Below are 21055 nucleotides of genomic sequence, written 5' to 3' on the forward strand. Positions count from 1 at the left end.
CGACCGAACGTGTAGCACTGTTCCCCCGACAAGCGATCCACTTTCGTGACTCCACGCTTATGGGCGGGTCCGTTCTGTCACCCTGTCGGCAAGCGATCGAGTTCTCTTCGTACGAACTGCCCGGGGAGCTGCCCATGCGGGCCATTCCGACCCAACGGGAGACCACCTCGTGCGCCTCCGACGTGCGGGGGCGCACGCGGGTGGAGGCGACGCTGTCCGGAAGCCCCCTCGCGCCGGGCTCGGCACGCGCGATGCTGCGCAAGGCGCTCACCGAGTGGGCGCAGTCCTCGGCGGACGGCGCCGACCTCCTCACCGGCCGCGTCGGCGACGACGCCGCCCTGGTCGCCAGCGAGCTGGTCACCAACGCGGTCGTGCACGCCGGCACCGACGTGCACCTGACCTGCCGGCTGGAGGAGGACACCGGCGCGCTCGTCGTCGAGGTCGCCGACCGGCACCCCTCCCGCGCGCCGCGCGACGACGCCGCGGAGGCGCCGGCGCACGACATCCCCGAGTACGGGCGCGGCCTGCGCCTGGTCGCCGCCCTCGCCGAGTCTTGGGGCGTCACCTACCGCGCGGGCAGCAAGACCGTGTGGGCGCGGCTGCCGACGCGGGAGGAGGCGCCCGCCGGCCCGCCCGCCGCGTACGCCGGGGAGCGCGCCCCGGCGCGGGACCTGCGCGCCGCCGCTCTCCTCGCCTCCGACCCGCTCGCCCCGCGCGGCCACGACGGACCCCGGGAGGGCCCGCGTGACGGCCCCCGGGACGCCTGGCGTGCCGCCTCCTACGGCGACGACTGGCTGGCCCGCCGCCCCGGACGCGACGGCGCCTGGCTGGGCCGGGGCGCGCTGTCCTTCCTCGCCGAGGCGTCCGACCTGCTCGCCGGACAGCTGGACGAGGACCTCGTCGCCTCCCTCACCGGCCAGCTGATCGTGCCGCGGCTCGCCGACTGGTGCGCGGTCTGGCTGGAGGACGAGGCCACCGCGCACGGCGGCCGGCCCGGCACGGGAGGCCGCCTCGCCCGCGTCTGGCACGCCGGCGAGCATCTGGTGGAGGAGCTGAGCCGGGCGCTCGAACGCACCCCGCCGCCCCACTCCGACGACCCGCTCGGCACCGGGCCCGTGCCGTACCCGTGGCCGGTCCACGACGCCGCCGCGGAGACCGGGGACACCGAGGCGGCCGACGGCGCCGAGGGCACCGGGGCCGCGCTCGCGTACCGGCTCGTCGCCGGGGGCCGGCCGCTCGGCACGCTGGTGATCGGGCGCGGCGGCATCGACCGCTTCCCCGACGAGATCACCGGGCTCGTGGAGGACCTGGGCCGGCGCGTCGCGCTCGCCATCGGGGCCGCCCGGCAGTACGCCCGCCAGGCCACCATCAGCGCCGTGCTCCAGCGGGGCCTGCTGCCCGGCGCCGTCGCCGAGATCCCCGGCGTGCGCAGCGCCCTCGTCCACGAACCGTGCGACAAGGGAGGCCCCAGCGGCGACTTCTACGACCTCTTCCCGGCCGGCCACGGACGCTGGTGCTTCGCCGTCGGCGACGTCCAGGGCAAGGGGCCCGAGGCGGCCGTCGTCATCGGCCTGGTCCGCCCCTGGCTGCGGCTGCTCGCCCGCGAGGGCTACCGCGTCGCCGACGTCCTCGACCGGCTCAACCAGCTCCTCCTCGACGACGCCACCGAGGCCGCGGACGCCGCCGCCCGCGCGCTGGTGGCGGCCGGGGCGCGCCCCGCCGCCCCCGGCGACGGCCCCCAGACCCGCTTCCTGTCCCTCCTCTACGGCGAGCTCGTGCCCTTCGAGGGCGGCGTCCGCTGCACCCTCGCCTCCGCCGGCCACCCCCTCCCGCTGCTCCTCGACCCCGAGGGCGGTGTCCGGGCCGTCGCCCAGCCGCAGACGCTGCTCGGGGTGGTCGAGGACGCCGGGTACACCGGCGAGACCTTCGAGATGTACTCCGGCGACAGCCTGCTCTGCGTCACCGACGGGGTCACCGAGCGGCGCTCCGGATCCCGGCAGTTCGACGACGGGGACGGACTGGCCCGGGCGCTCGCGGGCTGCGCCGGGATGGAGGCCGGGGCGATAGCGGACCGGATCACCCAGCTCGTGCACGAGTTCGACGCGCGGCCCCCGGCGGACGACATGGCCCTGCTGGTGCTCCAGGCCGAGTGAGGCCGTACAGCCGAGTGCGGCCCTACAGGTGGGCGGAAGGGGATCGTGCGCGGTGCGGGACAATGGAGCACATGCCTTCCGCACTCCCCGACGGCGAGCCCGTCCCCGCCGACGGCGCGCTGCCCGCGTCCGCGCTCGCCGGGGCGGCCGACCGCCCCCTCGGGTTCTACCTGCACGTCCCGTACTGCGCGACCCGCTGCGGCTACTGCGACTTCAACACCTACACCGCGACCGAGCTGCGCGGCACCGGCGGCGTGCTGGCCTCCCGCGACAACTACGCCGAGACCCTCGTCGACGAGATCCGGCTGGCCCGCAAGGTGCTCGGCGACGACCCGCGGCCGGTCCGCACGGTGTTCGTCGGCGGAGGCACGCCCACCCTGCTCGCCGCCGGCGACCTGGTACGGATGCTGGGCGCGATCCGCGAGGAGTTCGGGCTGGCGCCGGACGCCGAGGTCACGACGGAGGCCAACCCCGAGTCCGTCGACCCCGCCTACCTCGCCGAGCTGCGGGCCGGCGGCTTCAACCGGATCTCCTTCGGCATGCAGAGCGCCCGGCAGCACGTACTGAAGATCCTCGACCGCACGCACACCCCCGGCCGGCCCGAGGCGTGCGTCGCCGAGGCGCGGGCGGCCGGGTTCGACCACGTCAATCTGGACCTGATCTACGGCACGCCCGGGGAGTCGGACGACGACTGGCGCGCCTCGCTGGACGCGGCGATCGGGGCGGGGCCCGACCATGTCAGCGCGTACGCGCTGATCGTCGAGGAGGGCACACAGCTGGCCCGGCGGATCCGGCGGGGGGAGGTGCCGATGACGGACGACGACGTCCACGCGGACCGGTACCTCATCGCCGAGGAGATGCTGTCGCGGGCGGGCTTCTCCTGGTACGAGGTGTCGAACTGGGCGACCTCGGAGGCGTCGCGCTGCCTGCACAACGAGCTGTACTGGCGGGGTGCGGACTGGTGGGGGGCCGGGCCGGGAGCCCACTCCCACGTCGGTGGGGTGCGGTGGTGGAACGTCAAGCACCCCGGTGCGTATGCGGCGGCGCTGGCGGAGGGGAGGTCGCCGGGGGCCGGGCGGGAGGTGCTGTCGGTCGAGGACCGGCGGGTGGAGCGGATTCTGCTGGAGCTGCGGCTTCTGGACGGGGTGCCGTTGGATCTACTCCGGGAGGAGGGGCGTGCGGCGGCCGACCGCGCGCTGTCTGACGGCCTGCTCCGCCCCGAGCCCTTCGCGGAGGGCCGTGCGGCCCTCACCCTGCGGGGGCGGCTGCTGGCGGACGCGGTGGTCCGCGACCTGGTCGACTGACCAGAGGGTTTCGCCCCCGCCGCCCCTTCCCGTACCCGACCCGGGGCTCCGCCCCGGACCCCGCTCCTCAAACGCCGGAGGGGCTGATTTCAGCCCGTCCGGCGTTTGAGGACGAGGCCCGCCAGGGCCGACAAGGGGGGTCTGGGGGCGCAGCCCCCGACGGGACGGGAAGGGGCGGCGGGGGCGAGGAAACCGGTCCTTACGACGGGGCCGTCACGAAGTCGATCAGTTCCTCCACCCGTCCCAGGAGCTGAGGCTCAAGATCCTTGTACGAGTGGACGGAGTCCAGAATCCGTTTCCACGCCTCGCCCGTGTTCGCGACCCGCCACCCCAGCGCCTCGCACACCCCCGTCTTCCAGTCCACCCCCCGCGGCACCCGAGGCCACGCCTCGATCCCCACCGACGCCGGCTTCACGGCCTCCCAGATGTCGATGTACGGATGCCCCACCACCAGCGCGTGCTCGCTCGTCACCCCCTGGGCGATCCGCCACTCCTTGGTGCCGGGCACCAGGTGGTCCACCAGCACCCCGAGCCGCGCGTCGGGCCCGGGCGCGAAGGCGTCGACGATCGACGGGAGGTCGTCCACGCCCTCCAGGTACTCCACGACCACCCCCTCGATCCGCAGGTCGTCGCCCCACACCTTCTCGACCAGCTCGGCGTCGTGCCGGCCCTCGACGTAGATGCGCCCCGCGCGGGCCACGCGCGGCCGCGCGCCGGGGACGGCGACCGAGCCGGACGCCGTGCGGGTGGGGCGGGCCGGGCCGGAGGAGGGGCGGACCAGGGTGACCACGCGGCCCTCCAGCAGGAAACCGCGCGGCTCCAGCGGGAACACCCGGTGCTTGCCGAAGCGGTCCTCCAGGGTCACCGTGCCGGCCTCGCAGCGGATCACCGCGCCGCAGAACCCGGTGCCGGGCTCCTCCACCACGAGGCCCGGCTCGGCCGGCACCTCGGGGACGGACTGCGGCTTCTTCCACGGAGGGGTCAGATCGGCGGAGTACTGGCGCATTCTGCCGACGATACGAGGAACACCCGTGCGGTGATCACTCCGACACGCCGAACCGCGCCGCCAGCGCGTCCCGCTGGGCCCGTACGAACGCAGCGTCGACCGCCGCGCCGTGGCCGGGGACGTACACCGCGTCCTCGCCGCCCAGCCGCAGCAGCCGGTCCAGCGCGGCCGGCCAGCGGGACGGCACGGCGTCCGGGCCCGCCTGCGGCTCGTCCGACTCCTCGACCAGGTCGCCGCAGAACACCACCTCGGGGTCGCCGGGCACCAGCACCGCCAGGTCGTACGCGGTGTGACCGGGCCCCACGTTCGCCAGCAGCGCCCGGCGGCCGCCACCCAGGTCCAGCGTCCACTCGCTGGACACCGCGTGCCGGGGCGGGACCAGCGCCGCCACCGCCTCCTCGGCCGCCGCCGGGTCGAGGCCCCAGCGCACCGCGTCCGCCCGCAGCTCCTCCCGCCCCCGCCCGGCGAGCGCCACGTTCAGGCCGACCGCGCCGTACACCTCCGCGTCCGCGAACGCCGGCGCCCCCAGGACGTGGTCGAAGTGGGGATGGGTGAGCGCGAGATGTGTCACACGGCGGCCGGTCAGCTCCCGCGCCCCGGTCCGCAACCGCGCGCCCTCGGCGAGGGACGAGCCCGCGTCGACGGCCAGGACGCCGTCCGCGCCCAGCACGAGCCCCGCGGTGCAGTCCCACCCCGGAAGCCGGCGCCGCCCGACCCCCGGCGCCAGTTGCTCCCATCCCGACTCTTCCCAAGTCACGGTCATGACCGGGACGCTAGCGGGGAGGACGTCACCCGGCACCACCGCGCGGACCGGCCTTGCCGACGTCGTACCCCCCGGCCGTACACTGGGCCGGGGAAGTCTGGCACTCGCGTGCGAAGAGTGCCAGGGCCGTTACCGGGCGGAAGCCAGCTGGAGGTGTGCGCGATGCTCAGTGAACGCAGGCTCCAGGTGTTGCGCGCGATCGTCCAGGACTACGTCGGCACCGAGGAGCCCGTCGGGTCGAAGGCCCTCACCGAGCGGCACAACCTCGGCGTCTCCCCGGCCACCGTGCGCAACGACATGGCGGCCCTGGAGGAGGAGGGCTTCATCGCCCAGCCTCACACCAGCGCCGGGCGCATCCCCACCGACAAGGGCTACCGGCTGTTCGTCGACAAGCTGGCCGGCGTCAAGCCGATGAGCCCGCCCGAGCGGCGGGCCATCCAGAACTTCCTCGAGGGCGCCGTCGACCTCGACGACGTCGTGGCCCGCACGGTGCGGCTGCTCGCGCAGCTCACCCGGCAGGTCGCCGTGGTGCAGTACCCGTCGCTGACCCGTTCGACGGTGCGGCACGTGGAGCTGCTGGCCCTCGCCCCGGCGCGGCTGATGCTGGTGCTGATCACCGACACCGGCCGGGTCGAGCAGCGGATGGTCGACTGCCCGGCGCCGTTCGGGGAGGCGTCCCTGGCCGACCTGCGGGCGCGGCTCAACAGCCGGGTCGCGGGCCGCCGGTTCACCGATGTGCCCGGTCTGGTGGAGGACCTCCCGGAGGCCTTCGAGGCCGACGACCGCGGTACGGTCTCCACGGTGCTCTCCACCCTCCTGGAGACGCTCGTCGAGGAGAACGAGGAGCGGCTGATGATCGGCGGTACCGCCAACCTCACCCGCTTCGGACACGACTTCCCCCTCACGATCCGGCCCGTCCTGGAGGCGCTTGAGGAGCAGGTCGTGCTCCTCAAGCTGCTCGGCGAGGCGCAGGATCCGGGTGTGACCGTACGGATCGGTCACGAGAACGCCCACGAAGGACTCAACTCCACGTCCGTCGTGTCGGTCGGCTACGGTTCGGGCGGCGAGGCTGTCGCCAAGCTCGGCGTGGTCGGACCGACCCGCATGGACTACCCCGGAACGATGGGAGCGGTACGCGCAGTGGCACGGTACGTCGGACAGATCCTGGCGGAGTCATAGGTGGCCACGGACTACTACGCCGTACTCGGCGTACGCCGCGACGCGTCGCAGGAAGAGATCAAGAAGGCCTTCCGGCGGCTCGCCCGCGAGCTGCATCCGGACGTCAATCCGGATCCGAAGACCCAGGAGCGGTTCAAGGAGATCAACGCCGCCTACGAGGTGTTGTCGGACCCGCAGAAGAAGCAGGTCTACGACCTCGGCGGCGACCCGCTCTCGCAGGCCGGCGGCGCCGGCGGCGCGGGCGGCTTCGGGGCCGGGGGCTTCGGCAACTTCTCCGACATCATGGACGCGTTCTTCGGCACGGCGTCGCAGCGCGGGCCGCGCTCGCGCACCCGCCGCGGCCAGGACGCGATGATCCGGATCGAGGTGGAGCTGGACGAGGCCGCCTTCGGCACGACCAAGGACATCCAGGTCGACACGGCCGTCGTCTGCACCACGTGCAGCGGCGAGGGCGCCGCGCCCGGCACCACCGCGCAGACCTGTGACATGTGCCGCGGTCGCGGTGAGGTCTCGCAGGTCACCCGGTCCTTCCTGGGCCAGGTCATGACCTCGCGCCCCTGCCCGCAGTGCCAGGGCTTCGGCACGGTCGTGCCCACGCCCTGCCCGGAGTGCGCGGGCGACGGCCGGGTCCGCTCCCGCCGCACGCTCACGGTCAAGATCCCGGCCGGTGTCGACAACGGCACGCGGATCCAGCTGGCGGGCGAGGGCGAGGTCGGCCCCGGCGGCGGCCCCGCCGGCGACCTGTACGTCGAGATCCACGAGCTGCCGCACGCGCAGTTCCAGCGGCGCGGCGACGACCTGCACTGCACGGTCACGCTGCCGATGACGGCGGCGGCGCTCGGCACCAAGGTGCCGCTGGAGACGCTGGACGGCCTGGAGGAGGTCGACATCCGGCCCGGCACCCAGTCCGGCCAGTCGATCCCGCTGCACGGCCGGGGCGTCACCCACCTGCGCGGCGGCGGCCGGGGCGACCTCATCGTGCACGTCGAGGTGCAGACCCCGACCAAGCTGGACCCGGAGCAGGAGCGCCTGCTCCGCGAGCTGGCCAAGCTGCGCGGCGAGGAACGGCCCACGGGGCAGTTCCAGCCGGGGCAGCAGGGGCTGTTCTCGCGGTTGAAGGACGCGTTCAACGGGCGCTGAGCGCTGGGCGCCGGGCGGCGGCCGGGCCCTCCTGCCGGGGGTTCGGGGGTCGCCCCCGGGTCGGCACGGTCAGCCGGGGCAGCAGGGGTTGTTCTCGCGGTTGAAGGACGCGTTCAACGGGCGTTGAGCGCTGGGCGCCGGGTGGCGGCCGGGCCCTCCTGCCGGGGGTCCGGGGGTCGTCCCCGGGTCAGCACGGTCAGCCGGGGCAGCAGGGGTTGTTCTCGCGGTTGAAGGATGCGTTCAACGGGCGTTGATCGCTGGGTGCCGGGTGGCGCCGGGCTCTCCTGCCGGGGGTTCGGGGGTCGCCCCCGGGTCAGCACGGTCAGCCGGGACAGCAGGGGCTGTTCTCGCGGTTGAAGGACGCGTTCAACGGGCGTTGAGCGCTGGACGCCGGGGGCGGCTGCGCGCACTGAGCGGCCGCCCGACGGGCGTTGATCCCCACCCTCGTCCTGGGCCGCCGGCGTGGTCGGCGGCCCGGCGAAAAGTGGCTTATGCCAAGGGGAAGGGTCAATTCGGAGTTGGTCGGGGGACGTGACAACATGCGGTCATGTCCTCCGTACTGACCGATCTCTTCCCGCACCCGATCGTGCAGGCGCCCATGGCGGGCGGCGTATCGGTGCCGCAGCTCGCCGCCGCCGTGTCCGACGCGGGCGGGCTCGGTTTCCTGGCCGCCGGGTACAAGACCGCGGACGGGATGTACCAGGAGATCAAGCAGCTGCGGGGACTCACCTCCCGCCCCTTCGGCGTCAACCTCTTCCTGCCCCAGCCCGAGACGGCCGACCCGGCCGCCGTGGACGTCTACGCCCACCAGCTGGCCGGCGAGGCCTCCTGGTACGAGACCGAGCTGGGCGACCCCGAGAGCTGCGGCGACGACGGCTACGACGCCAAGCTCGCCGTGCTGCTCGACAACCCCGTGCCGGTCGTGTCGTTCCACTTCGGCGTGCCGGCCCGCGAGGTGATCGACTCGCTGCACCGCGTCGGCACCCTCGCCTTCGTCACCGCGACGACCGCCGAGGAGGCGCGCGCCGTGGAACGGGCCGGCGCGGACGTGGTGATCGCCCAGGGCGTCGAGGCCGGCGGCCACCAGGGCACCCACCGGGACGTCCCCGAGACGGACGGCAGCGGGATCGGACTGCTGTCCCTCGTCGCCCAGGTCCGCGAGTCCGTGGGTATCCCGATCGTCGCCGCCGGAGGCATCATGCGCGGCGGCCAGATCGCCGCCGTGTGCGCCGCCGGCGCGAGCGCGGCCCAGCTGGGCACCGCCTTCGTCGCCGCCCACGAGTCAGGCGCGCACGCCCTGCACAAGCAGGCCCTCACGAACCCCCTCTTCGCCCGCACCGAGCTGACCCGCGCGTTCACCGGCCGGCCGGCCCGCGCCCTGGTCAACCGCTTCCTGCGCGAGCACGGACCGTACGCGCCCGCCGCCTATCCGGAGGTCCACCACCTCACCGCGCCCCTGCGCAAGGCCGCCGCCAAGGCCGGGGACGCGCAGGGGCTCGCGCTGTGGGCGGGGCAGGGCCACCGGATGGCCCGCGAACTGCCCGCCGGACAACTCGTGGAGGTCCTGGCCGCCGAACTGGCCGCCGCCCGGACAGCGTTGTCGGCCGGAGGCGCCCGATGACCGCCCCCGTCTTCGTCGTCGACGACTTCGGCACGCACGGCACCGGCCGCTACGTCCTGGACGGCCCCGAGGGCCGGCACGCCGTCGCCGTGAAGCGGCTGCGGGCCGGTGAGGAGGTCGTCCTCACCGACGGCGCGGGCCGCTGGGCCGCGGGCGAGGTGGACGGCACCGAGGGCAAGGACCGGCTGATCGTCCGGCTCGGCGAGGTCGTCGAGGAGCCGGTGGAGACGCCCCGGCTGACCGTCGTGCAGGCGCTGCCCAAGGGTGACCGGGGCGAGCTGGCCGTGGAGACCATGACCGAGGTCGGCGTCGACGCGATCGTGCCCTGGTCGGCCTCGCGCTGCATCACCCAGTGGAAGGGCGAGCGGGGCGCCAAGGCCCTCGCCAAGTGGCGGGCGACGGCCCGGGAGGCGGGCAAGCAGTCGCGCCGGGTGCGGTTCCCGGAGGTCGCGGACGCGGCGACGAGCAAGGGGGTTGCCTCACTTCTCGCCGAAGCGGAGTTCGCGGCGGTGCTGCACGAGAGTGGGACCGAGCCGTTGGCCGCGGCTCCGTTGCCGGACGCCGGTGACATCGTGCTGGTCGTCGGCCCTGAAGGCGGGGTGTCCCCCGAGGAGTTGGCGCTCTTCGAGAGCGTGGGGGCGCGGGCGTACCGCCTGGGGCGGAGTGTGCTGCGGACGTCCACGGCCGGAACCGCCGCGGCGGCGCTGCTGCTCGGCCGCACCGGCCGCTGGTCCTGACGCCCCGGGGCTCGCCCCGGACCCCGCTCCTCGAACACCGGAGGGGCTTTCTCGGGGCGCATGTGGCCCGATGCGCCCTACCGCCGCGGGAGCGGCAGTGGCACGCTGCCGTGCATGGGGGCGATGAACTGGGCCCGCGGAGGGCCGCGTCGGCGACGGCACACCGCCGTCGTCGTGTTCGCCGTGGCCGCGGTCACCGGCGTGACCGCCTGCGAGGGCGGCGGCCTCAGCTCCGCCGCCGTGGCGCTCACCACCGACGGGACCGTGACCAAGGAGCTCAACCGCCAGAAGGACAAGGTCCGCTGGCTCACCTGCACCGCGTCCTTCGGCGACCGGGACAGGTCCGCGTCGCCGGCCTCGGAGGAGACCGCCGCCTCGGTCGACTGCGAGGGCGAGACCGAGGGCGGCAAGGAGATCACCGTCACCGGACGGGTCACCCACGCCGTCAACAACGCCTGCGTCCGCGGGGACATCACCGCGAAGGTGGACGGCCGGCAGGTGTTCCGCGTCGAGGGCCTCGGCGACTGCGACTCCAACAGCCCGCCCCGCGTGGGCGAGCCCACCCAGCAGGGGCCGCGGCCCACGGTCACCGTGACCGTCACCACGACGGTGTGGTGCGACCAGTACCCGTCCTGTCGCCCCGTCGAGGGCAAGTGATCCGAAACCTCTGGCCGGACCGCACGCGCGCCCATAGGGTGATCGGGTGACACAGCCTGCATCGGTCGCATCCAGCGCATACCTCCGTTTCCCGCACCTGCACGGCGAGTTGGTCGCCTTCACCGCCGAGGACGACGTATGGATCGCCCCGCTCGACGGCGGCCGCGCCTGGCGGGTCAGCGCGGACAACGTGCCGGTGAACCATCCACGGATCTCCCCGGACGGCACCACCGTCGCCTGGACCTCCACCCGCGACGGCGCGCCCGAGGTGCACGTCGCCCCCGTCGACGGCGGCCGCGCCCGGCGGCTCACCCACTGGGGCAGCGCGAGGACCCAGGTCCGCGGCTGGACCGCGGACGGCCGGGTCCTCGCCCTGAGCACGTACGGCCAGGCCAGCCTGCGCCGCACCTGGGCACGCGCCGTGCCGCTCGACGGCGGACCCGCCGAAACCCTGCCCTACGGGCCGGTCGGCGACGTCGCCGCGGGCCCGCACACCGTGCTGCTGTCCGCCGGCGGCCGCGACGCGTCCCATTGGAAGCGGTACCGCGGCGGCACCGCGGGCAAGCTGTGGATCGACCGGGAGGGCGACGGCGAGTTCGTCCGGCTCCACGAGGACCTCGACGGGAACATCGAGTACCCGCTGTGGGTGGGGATGGGGGTCCCCCCGCTCGAGCGCGGCCGAGAGTGGGGGAGGGTCGCGTTCCTCTCCGACCACGAGGGCACGGGCGCGCTGTACTCCTCCCTCGCCGACGGCTCCGACCTGCGCCGCCACACGCCTCTGGACGGTTTCTACGCCCGCCACGCCGCCACCGACGGCACCCGGGTCGTGTACTCCAGCGCCGGCGAGCTGTGGATCCTCGACGACCTCGACGCCGCCGAGCCGCGCAGGCTCGACGTCCGGCTCGGCGGGCAGCGCGTCGACCTCCAGCCGTTCCCGGTGAACGCGGCCCGCTGGTTCGGCTCCGCGTCCCCCGACCACACCGCGCGCGGCAGCGCCGTCTGCGTACGCGGCACCGTCCACTGGGTGACCCACCGCTCCGGCCCCGCCCGCGCCCTCGCCGCCACCCCGGGCGTCCGCGCCCGCCGCCCGCGCACCTTCCGCGCGGACGGCGAGGAATGGGTGGTGTGGGTGACGGACGCCGAGGGCGACGACGCCCTGGAGTTCGCCCCCGCCACCGGGCCGGTCCCCGGCGCCACCCCGCGCCGGCTGGCCGCGGGCCAGCTCGGCCGGGTCGTGGACCTGGCGATGGCGCCCGACGGCAGCCGTGCCGCGATCGCCTCGCACGACGGCCGTCTCCTGCTCGTCGAGCGGGAGACCGGCGAGGTCCGCGAGGTCGACCGCAGCGAGGACGGCGACGTCTCCGGACTGGTCTTCTCGCCCGACTCCAGCTGGCTCGCCTGGTCCCACCCCGGCCCGCGCCCGCTCAGCCAGATCAAGCTCGCCAACACCACCGACCTGTCGGTCACCGAGGCGACCCCGCTGCGCTTCCAGGACTACGCGCCCGCCTTCACCCTCGACGGCAAGCACCTCGCGTTCCTGTCCACCCGCTCCTTCGACCCGGTCTACGACGAGCACGTCTTCGACCTGGCCTTCGTCGAGGGCGTACGGCCGTACCTGATCACGCTCGCGGCGGCCACGCCGTCGCCCTTCGGGCCGCAGCGGCACGGCCGGCCCTTCGAGACCCCGGACCGGGACGAGACCCCCGACAGCGAGGGCACCCCCACCACCCGCATCGACCTCGACGGGCTCGCCGACCGCATCGTGCCGTTCCCGGTCGAGGCCGCCCGCTACAGCAACCTGCGCGCCGCCAAGGACGGCGTGCTGTGGCTGCGCCACCCGGTGCGCGGCGTGCTCGGGGCGTCCCGGGCCACGCCCGACGACCCGGACCCCAAGACCGACCTGGAGCGCTACGACCTCGCCCAGCAGCGCCTCGAGCACCTCGCCGTGGACGCCGAACACTTCGAGGTCAGCGGCGACGGCAAGCGGGTGCTGCTGTGGACCGACGGGCGGCTCAAGGTCGTGCCGAGCGACCGGCGCGCCTCCTCCGACGACGACAGCGACACCAACATCACCGTCGACCTGGCCCGGGTCCGCCAGTTCGTCGACCCGTCCGCCGAGTGGCGGCAGATGTTCGACGAGAACGGCCGCATCATGCGGGACAACTTCTGGCGTCCCGACATGAGCGGCGTCGACTGGGACGGGGTCCTGGACCGCTACCGGCCCGTCCTGGACCGGCTGGCCACCCACGACGACCTGGTGGACCTGCTGTGGGAGGTGCACGGCGAACTCGGCACCTCGCACGCCTACGTCATGCCGCGCGGCGGCCTCGGCGGCGGAGCCAGGCAGGGACTCCTCGGCGCGGACATCTCCCGGCACGAGGACGGCAGTTGGCGGGTGGACCGCATCCTGCCCGCCGAGACCTCCGACCCGGACGCCCGCTCCCCGCTCGCCGCGCCCGGCGTCGCGATCCGTCCCGGAGACGCGATCGTCGCCGTCGCCGGACAGCCCGTCGACCCGGTCACCGGACCCGCGCCACTGCTGGTGGGGACAGCCGGCAAGCCCGTCGAGCTGACCGTGTCACCGGCCGGCGGGGGCGAGCCGCGGCACGCCGTCGTCGTCCCGCTCGCCGACGAGGAGCCGCTGCGCTACCACGCCTGGGTCGCCGACCGGCGGGCGTACGTGCTGGAGAAGTCCGGCGGCCGGCTCGGCTACATCCACGTCCCCGACATGCAGGCGCCCGGCTGGGCGCAGATCCACCGCGACCTGCGCGTGGAGGTGCTGCGCGAGGGGCTGATCGTGGACGTGCGGGAGAACCGCGGCGGGCACACCTCGCAGCTCGTGGTGGAGAAGCTGGCCCGGCGGATCGTCGGCTGGGACCTGCCGCGCGGGGCGCGCGCCGAGAGCTACCCGCGCGACGCGCCCCGGGGACCCGTCGTCGCCGTCGCCAACGAGTTCTCCGGCTCCGACGGCGACATCGTCAACGCCGCGATCAAGGCGCTCGGCATCGGACCCGTCGTCGGCACCCGCACCTGGGGCGGCGTCATCGGCATCGACAGCCGCTACCGGCTCGTCGACGGCACCCTCGTCACCCAGCCCAAGTACGCCTTCTGGCTCGAGGGTTACGGCTGGGACGTCGAGAACCACGGCGTCGACCCGGACGTCGAGGTCGTCCAGCGCCCGCAGGACTACGCGGCCGGGCGGGACGTCCAGCTCGACGAGGCGGTGCGGCTGGCGCTGGAGGCGCTGGGGACGACCCCGGCGAAGGTGCCGCCGGAGCTGTCGTGACCGGCCGCGGGCCGTCGTGCCGCCGCGGCACGACGGCCCGCGGCCGGGTCGGTAGCATGCCGGGGTAGGGAAGATCGCCGGGCCGAGGAGGGCGTATGGCAGGGGAACCTCAGGACGACTGTCTGTTCTGCAAAATCGTCGCGGGCACCATCCCGGCGACGATCGTGCGGGAGACGGACACCACCGTCGCGTTCCGTGACATCAACCCCCAGGCGCCCACCCATGTCCTGGTGATCCCGAAGGCGCACCACCGGGACGCCGCGGCGCTCGCCGCCGAGGCGCCCGAGCTCGCCGCGGACGTGCTGCGCGAGACGCAGGCCGTCGCGGACCAGGAGAAGCTGGAGAGCTACCGCACCGTGTTCAACACGGGCAGCGGCGCCGGCCAGACCGTGTGGCACGCGCACGCCCACGTCCTGGGCGGACGCGGTCTCGAGTGGCCTCCCGGCTAGGCCGCGTTGTCCGTCCGTGAACTGGTGGTGCTCGGCACCGCCAGCCAGGTCCCGACCCGGCACCGCAACCACAACGGCTACCTGCTGCGCTGGGACGGCGAGGGCTTCCTCTTCGATCCCGGCGAGGGCACGCAGCGGCAGATGCTGCGCGCCGGGGTCGCCGCGCACGACATCGACCGGATCTGCGTCACCCACTTCCACGGCGACCACTCGCTGGGGCTCGCCGGGGTGATCCAGCGGATCAACCTCGACAAGGTGCCGCACCCGGTGAGCGCGCACTACCCGCGCTCCGGACAGCGGTTCTTCGACCGGCTGCGCTACGCGACCGCCTACCGCGAGACCGTCGCCCTGGTCGAGGCCCCCGTCGACACCGACGGACCGCTCGTCCGCACCTCGGGCTACACGCTGGAGGCCCGCCGGCTGTCCCACCCGGTCGAGGCGTACGGCTACCGGATCGTCGAACCCGACGGCCGCCGCATGCTGCCCGACCGGCTCGCCGCGCACGGCATCGAGGGCCCGGACGTGGGCCGCCTCCAGCGGGAGGGATCGCTGAACGGTGTGGCCCTGGAGGACGTCAGCGAGGTCCGGCGCGGACAGCGGTTCGCGTTCGTCATGGACACCCGGCTGTGCGACGGGGTGTACGCGCTGGCCGAGGGCTGCGACATGCTCGTGATCGAGTCGACGTTCCTCGACGAGGACGAGTCGCTGGCGGTGGAGTTCGGCCACCTGACGGCGGGACAGGCGGCGAGAGTCGCCCGCGAAGCGGGGGTTCGGCACCTGGTCCTGACCCACTTCAGTCAGCGGTACTCGGATCCGGACGCCTTCGAACGTGAGGCGCGGGCCGCGGGCTTCGAGGCGGACCTGACGGTGGCGAGGGACTTTCAGAGGGTGCCCCTCCCCAAACGGCGGGCGTAGCTGCGGGCAGCCCAGCACGCCGCCGCGGCGGGCAGTCGTGCCGCTTGGGGCGGCACGGGTGGGCGCGGCGGCACCTCTGCAGCGCCGGTGCGGGTAGTCGGTGGCTGGGCGCGCAGTTCCCCGCGCCCCTTGAGGGTGTTTCGCCCTAGCTGCGGGCAGTCGTGCCGCTAGGGGCGGCACGGGTGGGCGCAGCGGCACCTCTGCAGCGCCGGGTGCGGGTCGTGCGTGGCTGGGCGCGCAGTTCCCCGCGCCCCTGGAGGGCGCCTTCGCTTGCGTGGCTCACAATCCGCCCGGTGCCTGCGTGGCCGCCGCCGTGTCGTACTCGCCCCTCGCTGGCACCGCCGCCCCGTCGAGGGCGATCTCGACAACCGGCTGCTCCGGCGCGCCGACCTCCGGCACCGCCCCCGACGGAGTCCCCGTCGTCGCGGCGACGACAGCCGCGGGGTGTCCGCCCCGCCTCCGCACAGCCCCCGGCAGCAGCGCCCGCCCGCCCGCGTGCAGCGCGACCCCTGTCATCGGCACGGCGACCAGCAGCAACCCCACCGCCAGCACCGCCCCCATCACCGGGAACCCGGCCTGCGCCGACAGCACACTCCCGGTGAGCGGCCCGGCCGCCGTCCCCAGCGAGGACGCGGAGCCGACCAGCACCGCCCACCGTCCCCGCGCGTCCAGCGAGGCCGCCAGCCCGATCAGGTACGACAGCACCACCGGATAGAAGGTGTTCCAGGCGATCTCGCCGAAGGCGAAGCTCCCCAGCCCCGTCGCGGAAGCGCTCAGCGCGATGCAGCAGGCGATGACGACGGTCCCGCCCCCGATGGGCAGCGCCCGCCCCAGCCGCGAGCCCAGCGCCCCCGCGCCCAGCACGCCCAGCAGTCCCGCGCCCAGCGCGACCGCGAAGACGACGCCCACGGCCGGCTCGGACAGATGCGCCTGGCCGACGCCGATGCGCCCGCTGACGCCCCACAGCGCGTTCTGCGCGAGCGACCACAGCAGCATCGCCCCGGCCAGCACCATGCCCGAACGCCGGTACGGCAGACGCCCGGCGCCCGAACCGTCGGCCTCCGCCGACCCGACCGCGGCCTGCGCCGCCGTACGGGCCGTACCCCCGGGCAGCCGTGCCGTCAGCGGCCACACCGCGAGCGCGGTGAGGGCGATGGCCGCGAGGGTGAGCCCGTGCCCGGGCAGGTGCGGCACCGTCAGATAGACCACGCCGGCCAGCGCGGACACGCTCAGCAGGCCCAGGGTGGACGCCCGGTGGGGGTCCTTCTCCGCGGCGATCCGGGTCGCCGCGACCGTGGTCGCCGTGCCCGACCCGAACCCGCCGACGACGGCGCCGGCGACGACGGCCGGGACGGAGGTGGTGAGCGCTGCCCCGCCGTAGCCGACGGCCGCGAGGACGAGACCCAGCCGGGCCAGGGTGCGCGCGCCGGCCCGCTCGACGCGGGAGGCCAGCAGGAAGCCGGCCGTGGCCGAGCTGAGCAGCAGCAGACTGCCGACGCCCCCCGCCTGGGTGGGCGTCAGATCAAGGCCGCGTTCCAGCCGTCCGACGGTGGTCGGCAGCAGATACGGGGCGAGGTACCCGGCCGTGAAAAGGGCGACGAGGGGCCAGGGGGTGGTGCGAGGGGCGTACACGGGCGTTCCCAGGGCGTGCGAAAGGGACGGTGCGAAGAAAGAAGGTTGTGGGGGCGACGACCGTCGACGGACGAGAACGCGCGGGCAATTTGTATCAAGCGGGGGCAGCCCGACGGGAGTGAGGAAGGTGTGATCTAAGTCACTGTTGTGTTTGGGGTTTTGAAGGGGTGGGTAGCAGCGCGCTTTTGCCCGGCCGGCCTGCGGCGCGGCCCCGCTCGTCGGTCCCATTGACGCCCCTGGTTCGCCCCTCTAGCCTTCGTTCTCATACATGGATGCCGTCTACATAGGGGGATGGGAGGCACCCCCGCCCCGACGGCTACCGCGCCTCGTGGACACCCTCGAAGGAGCCGCCCCGTGACCGCATCCGCCTCCCGCGACCTGACCGTCACCGAGGTCCGCCTCACCCCGGTCCTGGTCGCCGACCCGCCGCTGCTCAACACGCAGGGCGTGCACCAGCCGTACACCCCCCGGCTGATCGTGGAGGTGGTGACCGCCGACGGGATCACCGGGCTCGGCGAGACGTACGGCGACACCAAGTACCTGGAGCTGGCCCGCCCGCTGGCCGACCGGCTCGTCGGCCACCGCGTCGACGACCTGAACCGGCTGTTCGCCGAGGCCGACGAGGTCGCCGTCGACGCCGCCCGCGTATCCGGGCAGGTGGACGTGGGCGGACTGCGCGGCGTGCAGACCGCGGACAAGCTGCGGCTGTCCGTGCTCTCCGCCCTGGAGGTCGCCTGCCTCGACGCCCTCGGCAAGAGCCTGGGGCTGCCCGTGCACGCCCTGCTCGGCGGCAAGGTGCGCGACGCCGTCGAGTACAGCGCGTACCTGTTCTACAAGTGGGCCGAGCACCCCGAGGGCGTGACGGCGGAGAAGGACGACTGGGGCGCGGCCGTCGACCCGGCCGGGGTGGTGGAGCAGGCCCGCCGCTTCACCGAGCGGTACGGCTTCACCTCGTTCAAGCTCAAGGGCGGCGTCTTCCCGCCCGAGGAGGAGATCGCCGCCGTCCGCGCCCTCGCCGCCGCCTTCCCCGGCCACCCGCTGCGCCTCGACCCCAACGGCGCCTGGTCCGTGGAGACCTCGCTGAAGGTCGCGAAGGAGCTCGGGGACGTCCTGGAGTACCTGGAGGACCCCGCCCTCGGTACGCCGGCCATGGCGGAGGTGGCGGCCGGCACCCACGTGCCGCTCGCCACCAACATGTGCGTGACGACGTTCGCCGAGATCAAGGAGGCGTTCACCCGGGACGCCGTGCAGGTGGTCCTCTCCGACCACCACTACTGGGGCGGACTGCGCAACACCCAGCACCTCGCGGCGATCTGCCGCACCTTCGGCGTGGGCGTCTCCATGCACTCCAACACCCATCTCGGCATCAGCCTCGCCGCGATGACGCACGTCGCGTCCACCGTGCCCAACCTGCACCACGCCTGCGACTCCCACTACCCGTGGCAGTCCGAGGACGTCCTCACCGAGCGGCCGGCGTTCGAGGACGGCACGGTCCGCGTGTCCGACGCGCCGGGACTCGGCGTGGAACTCGACCGCGACCGGCTGGCGTTCCTGCACCGGCGGTGGCTGGACGACGACGGCGCCCTGCGCGACCGCGACGACGCGGCCGCCATGCGGGTCGCCGACCCGGACTGGGTCCCGCCCACCGTGCCCCGCTGGTGACCGGTCCGGCACACGGCACGGCCTGACGGCCGCCTCCCTGTCGGCGGTGTGGTGCACACTGGCTGAAACCGCACCACGTCAGGGAGCGCACCGAGATGGCGTCCACCGGGAAGAGGAACGGCGGGAGAGCCGGGAGGGAACCCGTCGCGGGACCGCCCTGCCCGGCCCAGATCGACCCGCTCGCCGCCCTGCGCGGCCCGGGCGACCCGGCCTGCGACGTCTACCTGACCGGCACCGTCTTCCTCGACATCGTCTTCACCGGGCTCGACTGCGCCCCCGTGCGCGGCACCGAGACCTGGGCGCGCGGCATGGGGTCGAGCCCGGGCGGCGTGGCCAACATGGCCACCGCCCTGGCCCGCCTCGGCCTGCGCACGTCCCTCGCGGCGGCCTTCGGCGACGACCACTACGGCGAGTACTGCTGGGACGCGCTGGAGCAGGGCGAGGGCATCGACCTCTCCCCGTCCCGCACGGTCCCCGGCTGGCACTCCCCGGTCACCGTCTCCATGGCGTACGAGGGGGAGCGCACGATGGTCTCCCACGGCCACGAACCGCCCCCCGAGGAGCCGGCGCCCGACTGCCCGCCCCGCGCCCGCGCCGCCGTCGCCTCCCTCACCCCCGGCCGCAGCGCCCCCTGGATCGCCCAGGCCGCCCGCAAGGGCACCCGGATCTTCGGCGACGTCGGCTGGGACGACACCGGCGCGTGGGACCTGGCCGGGCTGCACGACCTGCGGCACTGCGAGGCCTTCCTGCCGAACGCGGCCGAGGCCATGCGCTACACCGGCACGGACACCCCGCGCGCCGCCGCCCACGCCCTCGCCGAGCATGTGCCGGTCGTCGTGGTCACGCTGGGCGCGGAGGGCGCGTACGCGGTGGACCGGCGCACCGGGGAGACCGCGTCGGTCCCGGCGATCGAGGTGGAGGCGCTGGACCCGACCGGTGCGGGCGACGTGTTCGTCGCCGGGTTCGTCACCGGCTCGCTGGCGGGCTGGCCGCTGGCCGACCGGCTCGCCTTCGCCGGGCTCACGGCCGCGCTGTCCGTCCAGGAGTTCGGCGGCTCGCTGTCCGCGCCGGGCTGGGCGGAGATCGCCGGGTGGTGGCGCAGGGTGCAGTCGGTCGAGAGCCAGGAGCCCTCCGCGCTGCGCCGCTACGGCTTCCTGACGGGGCTGGTCCCGGAGGAGGCGGCGCGGCCGTGGCCGCTGCGGCGGGCCGTCCCGACGATCGGGTTCCGCAGGTCGGCGTGACGCCCGGCGCCGCCCTTGACCGTACGAGGGGGCGTGCCACGGCGCGGACGGTGACCGTACGAGGGGGCGTGCCACGGCGCAGGCGGGGAAGAAGGCGAACGGGGCCACCCACCCGGTCGGATAAAAGGCCTACGGGCTTGTCACCCCGCCGTCGTACCCTGGGAGTCGCGAGGCCGCCCTCAGCTGCGCGGCCGTGACGAGGAGGAACCGCAGGCCTCAGAGCCGGCCCATGACTCAGACACCCACAGCTCACACCCCCGCGCAGGGGCAGGCGAGAGTGCAGTTCACCGTCCCCGCCCAGCACCCCATGGTGACCGTGCTGGGTTCCGGCGACTCCCTCCTGCGTGTGATCGAGAAGGCCTTCCCGGGGGCCGACATCCACGTCCGGGGCAACGAGATCAGCGCGGTCGGCGACGCCACGGAGGTCGCCCTCGTCTCGCGCGTGTTCGACGAGATGATGCTGGTGCTCCGCACCGGTCAGCCGATGACGGAGGACGCAGTGGAACGCTCGATCGCCATGCTCAAGGCGAGCGAAAGCGGGGAGAGCGACGGCCAGGAGACCCCGGCCGAGGTGCTCACGCAGAACATCCTGTCCTCGCGCGGCCGCACGATCCGTCCCAAGACGCTCAACCAGAAGCGCTACGTGGACGCGATCGACAAGCACACCATCGTCTTCGGTATCGGTCCCGCCGGCACCGGCAAGACCTACCTGGCCATGGCCAAGGCGGTGCAGGCCCTGCAGTCCAAGCAGGTCAACCGCATCATCCTGACCCGGCCGGCGGTCGAGGCGGGCGAGCGGCTGGGCTTCCTGCCGGGCACGCTCTACGAAAAGATCGACCCGTACCTGCGCCCGCTGTACGACGCGCTGCACGACATGCTCGACCCCGACTCGATCCCCCGGCTGATGGCCGCGGGCACGATCGAGGTCGCGCCGCTGGCGTACATGCGCGGCCGGACGCTCAACGACGCCTTCATCATCCTGGACGAGGCCCAGAACACGAGCCCCGAGCAGATGAAGATGTTCCTCACCCGTCTCGGCTTCGACTCGAAGATCGTGATCACGGGTGACGTGACGCAGGTGGACCTGCCCGACGGCACCAAGTCCGGCCTGCGCCAGGTCCAGGACATCCTGGAGGGCGTGGACGACGTCCACTTCTCCCGGCTGTCGTCCCACGACGTCGTCCGGCACAAGCTGGTGGGCCGTATCGTCGACGCGTACGAGAAGTACGACAGCCAGCACGGCACCGAGAACGGCACCCACAAGGGCGGCCGCGGCCGGTCCGGGCACAAGGGGAAGTAGACCGAGCACC

General features: G+C 74.1%; 16 protein-coding genes. 13 read left to right on the forward strand and 3 right to left on the reverse strand.

The window, feature by feature from the left end:
- The first annotated feature begins 134 nt into the window (after nucleotides 1-134).
- Entirely contained in the window at nucleotides 135-2153 is a 2019-nt protein-coding gene (locus tag ACQZOG_RS05990; protein WP_382002063.1) for a SpoIIE family protein phosphatase, read from the forward strand.
- Nucleotides 2154-2224: 71 nt separating this feature from the next.
- Entirely contained in the window at nucleotides 2225-3457 is a 1233-nt protein-coding gene (gene hemW / locus ACQZOG_RS05995) for a radical SAM family heme chaperone HemW (RefSeq protein WP_033275866.1), read from the forward strand.
- Nucleotides 3458-3656: 199 nt separating this feature from the next.
- On the opposite strand, the gene ACQZOG_RS06000 is transcribed toward hemW, so the two are convergent.
- Together ACQZOG_RS06000 and ACQZOG_RS06005 are read right to left on the reverse strand one after the other, a co-directional pair.
- Nucleotides 3657-4463 (reverse strand): DUF3097 domain-containing protein, encoded by an 807-nt coding sequence (locus ACQZOG_RS06000; protein WP_354792661.1) that lies wholly within the window; start codon nucleotides 4461-4463, stop codon nucleotides 3657-3659.
- A 34-nt stretch (nucleotides 4464-4497) separates the two neighbouring features.
- Nucleotides 4498-5226 carry an MBL fold metallo-hydrolase gene (locus ACQZOG_RS06005; RefSeq protein WP_430741348.1) on the reverse strand — a complete coding sequence of 243 codons (729 nt, stop codon included), beginning with the start codon at nucleotides 5224-5226 and terminating at the stop codon, nucleotides 4498-4500.
- A 162-nt stretch (nucleotides 5227-5388) separates the two neighbouring features.
- Between ACQZOG_RS06005 and hrcA the strand changes: the two genes are divergently transcribed.
- From hrcA to ACQZOG_RS06045, 8 genes are all read left to right on the forward strand, one after another.
- Complete coding sequence (gene hrcA / locus ACQZOG_RS06010; RefSeq protein WP_033275824.1) at nucleotides 5389-6405, forward strand: heat-inducible transcriptional repressor HrcA; 1017 nt, start codon at nucleotides 5389-5391, stop codon at nucleotides 6403-6405.
- Entirely contained in the window at nucleotides 6406-7545 is a 1140-nt protein-coding gene (dnaJ, locus tag ACQZOG_RS06015; RefSeq protein WP_033275823.1) for a molecular chaperone DnaJ, read from the forward strand.
- Between the two features lie 547 nt (nucleotides 7546-8092).
- Nucleotides 8093-9166, forward strand: coding sequence for a nitronate monooxygenase (locus ACQZOG_RS06020; protein ID WP_033275822.1), 1074 nt, complete (start codon nucleotides 8093-8095; stop codon nucleotides 9164-9166).
- The gene (locus tag ACQZOG_RS06025; RefSeq protein ID WP_430741349.1) at nucleotides 9163-9903 is read left to right on the forward strand and encodes a 16S rRNA (uracil(1498)-N(3))-methyltransferase; all 741 of its coding nucleotides are present in this window, start codon (nucleotides 9163-9165) and stop codon (nucleotides 9901-9903) included. Before ACQZOG_RS06020 ends, ACQZOG_RS06025 begins: the two co-directional genes overlap by 4 nt.
- A gap of 114 nt (nucleotides 9904-10017) precedes the next feature.
- The gene (locus ACQZOG_RS06030; protein WP_203550870.1) at nucleotides 10018-10560 is read left to right on the forward strand and encodes a hypothetical protein; all 543 of its coding nucleotides are present in this window, start codon (nucleotides 10018-10020) and stop codon (nucleotides 10558-10560) included.
- Nucleotides 10561-10669: 109 nt separating this feature from the next.
- Complete coding sequence (locus tag ACQZOG_RS06035; RefSeq protein ID WP_380829111.1) at nucleotides 10670-13846, forward strand: S41 family peptidase; 3177 nt, start codon at nucleotides 10670-10672, stop codon at nucleotides 13844-13846.
- Nucleotides 13847-13941: 95 nt separating this feature from the next.
- Nucleotides 13942-14295 carry a histidine triad nucleotide-binding protein gene (locus tag ACQZOG_RS06040; protein ID WP_037639428.1) on the forward strand — a complete coding sequence of 118 codons (354 nt, stop codon included), beginning with the start codon at nucleotides 13942-13944 and terminating at the stop codon, nucleotides 14293-14295.
- Nucleotides 14296-14301: 6 nt separating this feature from the next.
- The gene (locus ACQZOG_RS06045; protein ID WP_354792658.1) at nucleotides 14302-15210 is read left to right on the forward strand and encodes a ribonuclease Z; all 909 of its coding nucleotides are present in this window, start codon (nucleotides 14302-14304) and stop codon (nucleotides 15208-15210) included.
- Between the two features lie 279 nt (nucleotides 15211-15489).
- Here the strand turns inward: ACQZOG_RS06045 and ACQZOG_RS06050 are convergent, their stop codons facing one another.
- Nucleotides 15490-16842 (reverse strand): MFS transporter, encoded by a 1353-nt coding sequence (locus ACQZOG_RS06050; RefSeq protein ID WP_354792657.1) that lies wholly within the window; start codon nucleotides 16840-16842, stop codon nucleotides 15490-15492.
- Between the two features lie 354 nt (nucleotides 16843-17196).
- Between ACQZOG_RS06050 and ACQZOG_RS06055 the strand changes: the two genes are divergently transcribed.
- The 3 genes from ACQZOG_RS06055 to ACQZOG_RS06065 all read left to right on the forward strand — a co-directional run bounded on the left by ACQZOG_RS06055 (nucleotide 17197) and on the right by ACQZOG_RS06065 (nucleotide 21045).
- Complete coding sequence (locus tag ACQZOG_RS06055) at nucleotides 17197-18504, forward strand: glucarate dehydratase family protein (RefSeq protein WP_033275815.1); 1308 nt, start codon at nucleotides 17197-17199, stop codon at nucleotides 18502-18504.
- A 95-nt stretch (nucleotides 18505-18599) separates the two neighbouring features.
- Complete coding sequence (locus ACQZOG_RS06060) at nucleotides 18600-19745, forward strand: carbohydrate kinase family protein (RefSeq protein ID WP_033275814.1); 1146 nt, start codon at nucleotides 18600-18602, stop codon at nucleotides 19743-19745.
- A 229-nt stretch (nucleotides 19746-19974) separates the two neighbouring features.
- Nucleotides 19975-21045: a PhoH family protein gene (locus ACQZOG_RS06065; protein ID WP_051724555.1), complete on the forward strand. Its 1071-nt coding sequence runs from the start codon at nucleotides 19975-19977 to the stop codon at nucleotides 21043-21045.
- Nucleotides 21046-21055 lie beyond the last annotated feature (10 nt).

This window comes from Streptomyces sp. P13-3-3 (assembly GCF_050571355.1).
GTDB classification, from domain to species: domain Bacteria; phylum Actinomycetota; class Actinomycetes; order Streptomycetales; family Streptomycetaceae; genus Streptomyces; species Streptomyces althioticus.

Bases quoted from the DNA above. Each gene is read 5' to 3' on its own strand.
- ACQZOG_RS05990 (WP_382002063.1), top strand. From the start codon at position 135: ATGCGGGCCATTCCGACCCAACGGGAGACCACCTCGTGCGCCTCCGAC.
- hemW (WP_033275866.1), top strand. From the start codon at position 2,225: ATGCCTTCCGCACTCCCCGACGGCGAGCCCGTCCCCGCCGACGGCGCG.
- ACQZOG_RS06000 (WP_354792661.1), bottom strand. From the start codon at position 4,463: ATGCGCCAGTACTCCGCCGATCTGACCCCTCCGTGGAAGAAGCCGCAG.
- ACQZOG_RS06005 (WP_430741348.1), bottom strand. From the start codon at position 5,226: ATGACCGTGACTTGGGAAGAGTCGGGATGGGAGCAACTGGCGCCGGGG.
- hrcA (WP_033275824.1), top strand. From the start codon at position 5,389: ATGCTCAGTGAACGCAGGCTCCAGGTGTTGCGCGCGATCGTCCAGGAC.
- ACQZOG_RS06020 (WP_033275822.1), top strand. From the start codon at position 8,093: ATGTCCTCCGTACTGACCGATCTCTTCCCGCACCCGATCGTGCAGGCG.
- ACQZOG_RS06025 (WP_430741349.1), top strand. From the start codon at position 9,163: ATGACCGCCCCCGTCTTCGTCGTCGACGACTTCGGCACGCACGGCACC.
- ACQZOG_RS06030 (WP_203550870.1), top strand. From the start codon at position 10,018: ATGGGGGCGATGAACTGGGCCCGCGGAGGGCCGCGTCGGCGACGGCAC.
- ACQZOG_RS06040 (WP_037639428.1), top strand. From the start codon at position 13,942: ATGGCAGGGGAACCTCAGGACGACTGTCTGTTCTGCAAAATCGTCGCG.
- ACQZOG_RS06060 (WP_033275814.1), top strand. From the start codon at position 18,600: ATGGCGTCCACCGGGAAGAGGAACGGCGGGAGAGCCGGGAGGGAACCC.
- ACQZOG_RS06065 (WP_051724555.1), top strand. From the start codon at position 19,975: ATGACTCAGACACCCACAGCTCACACCCCCGCGCAGGGGCAGGCGAGA.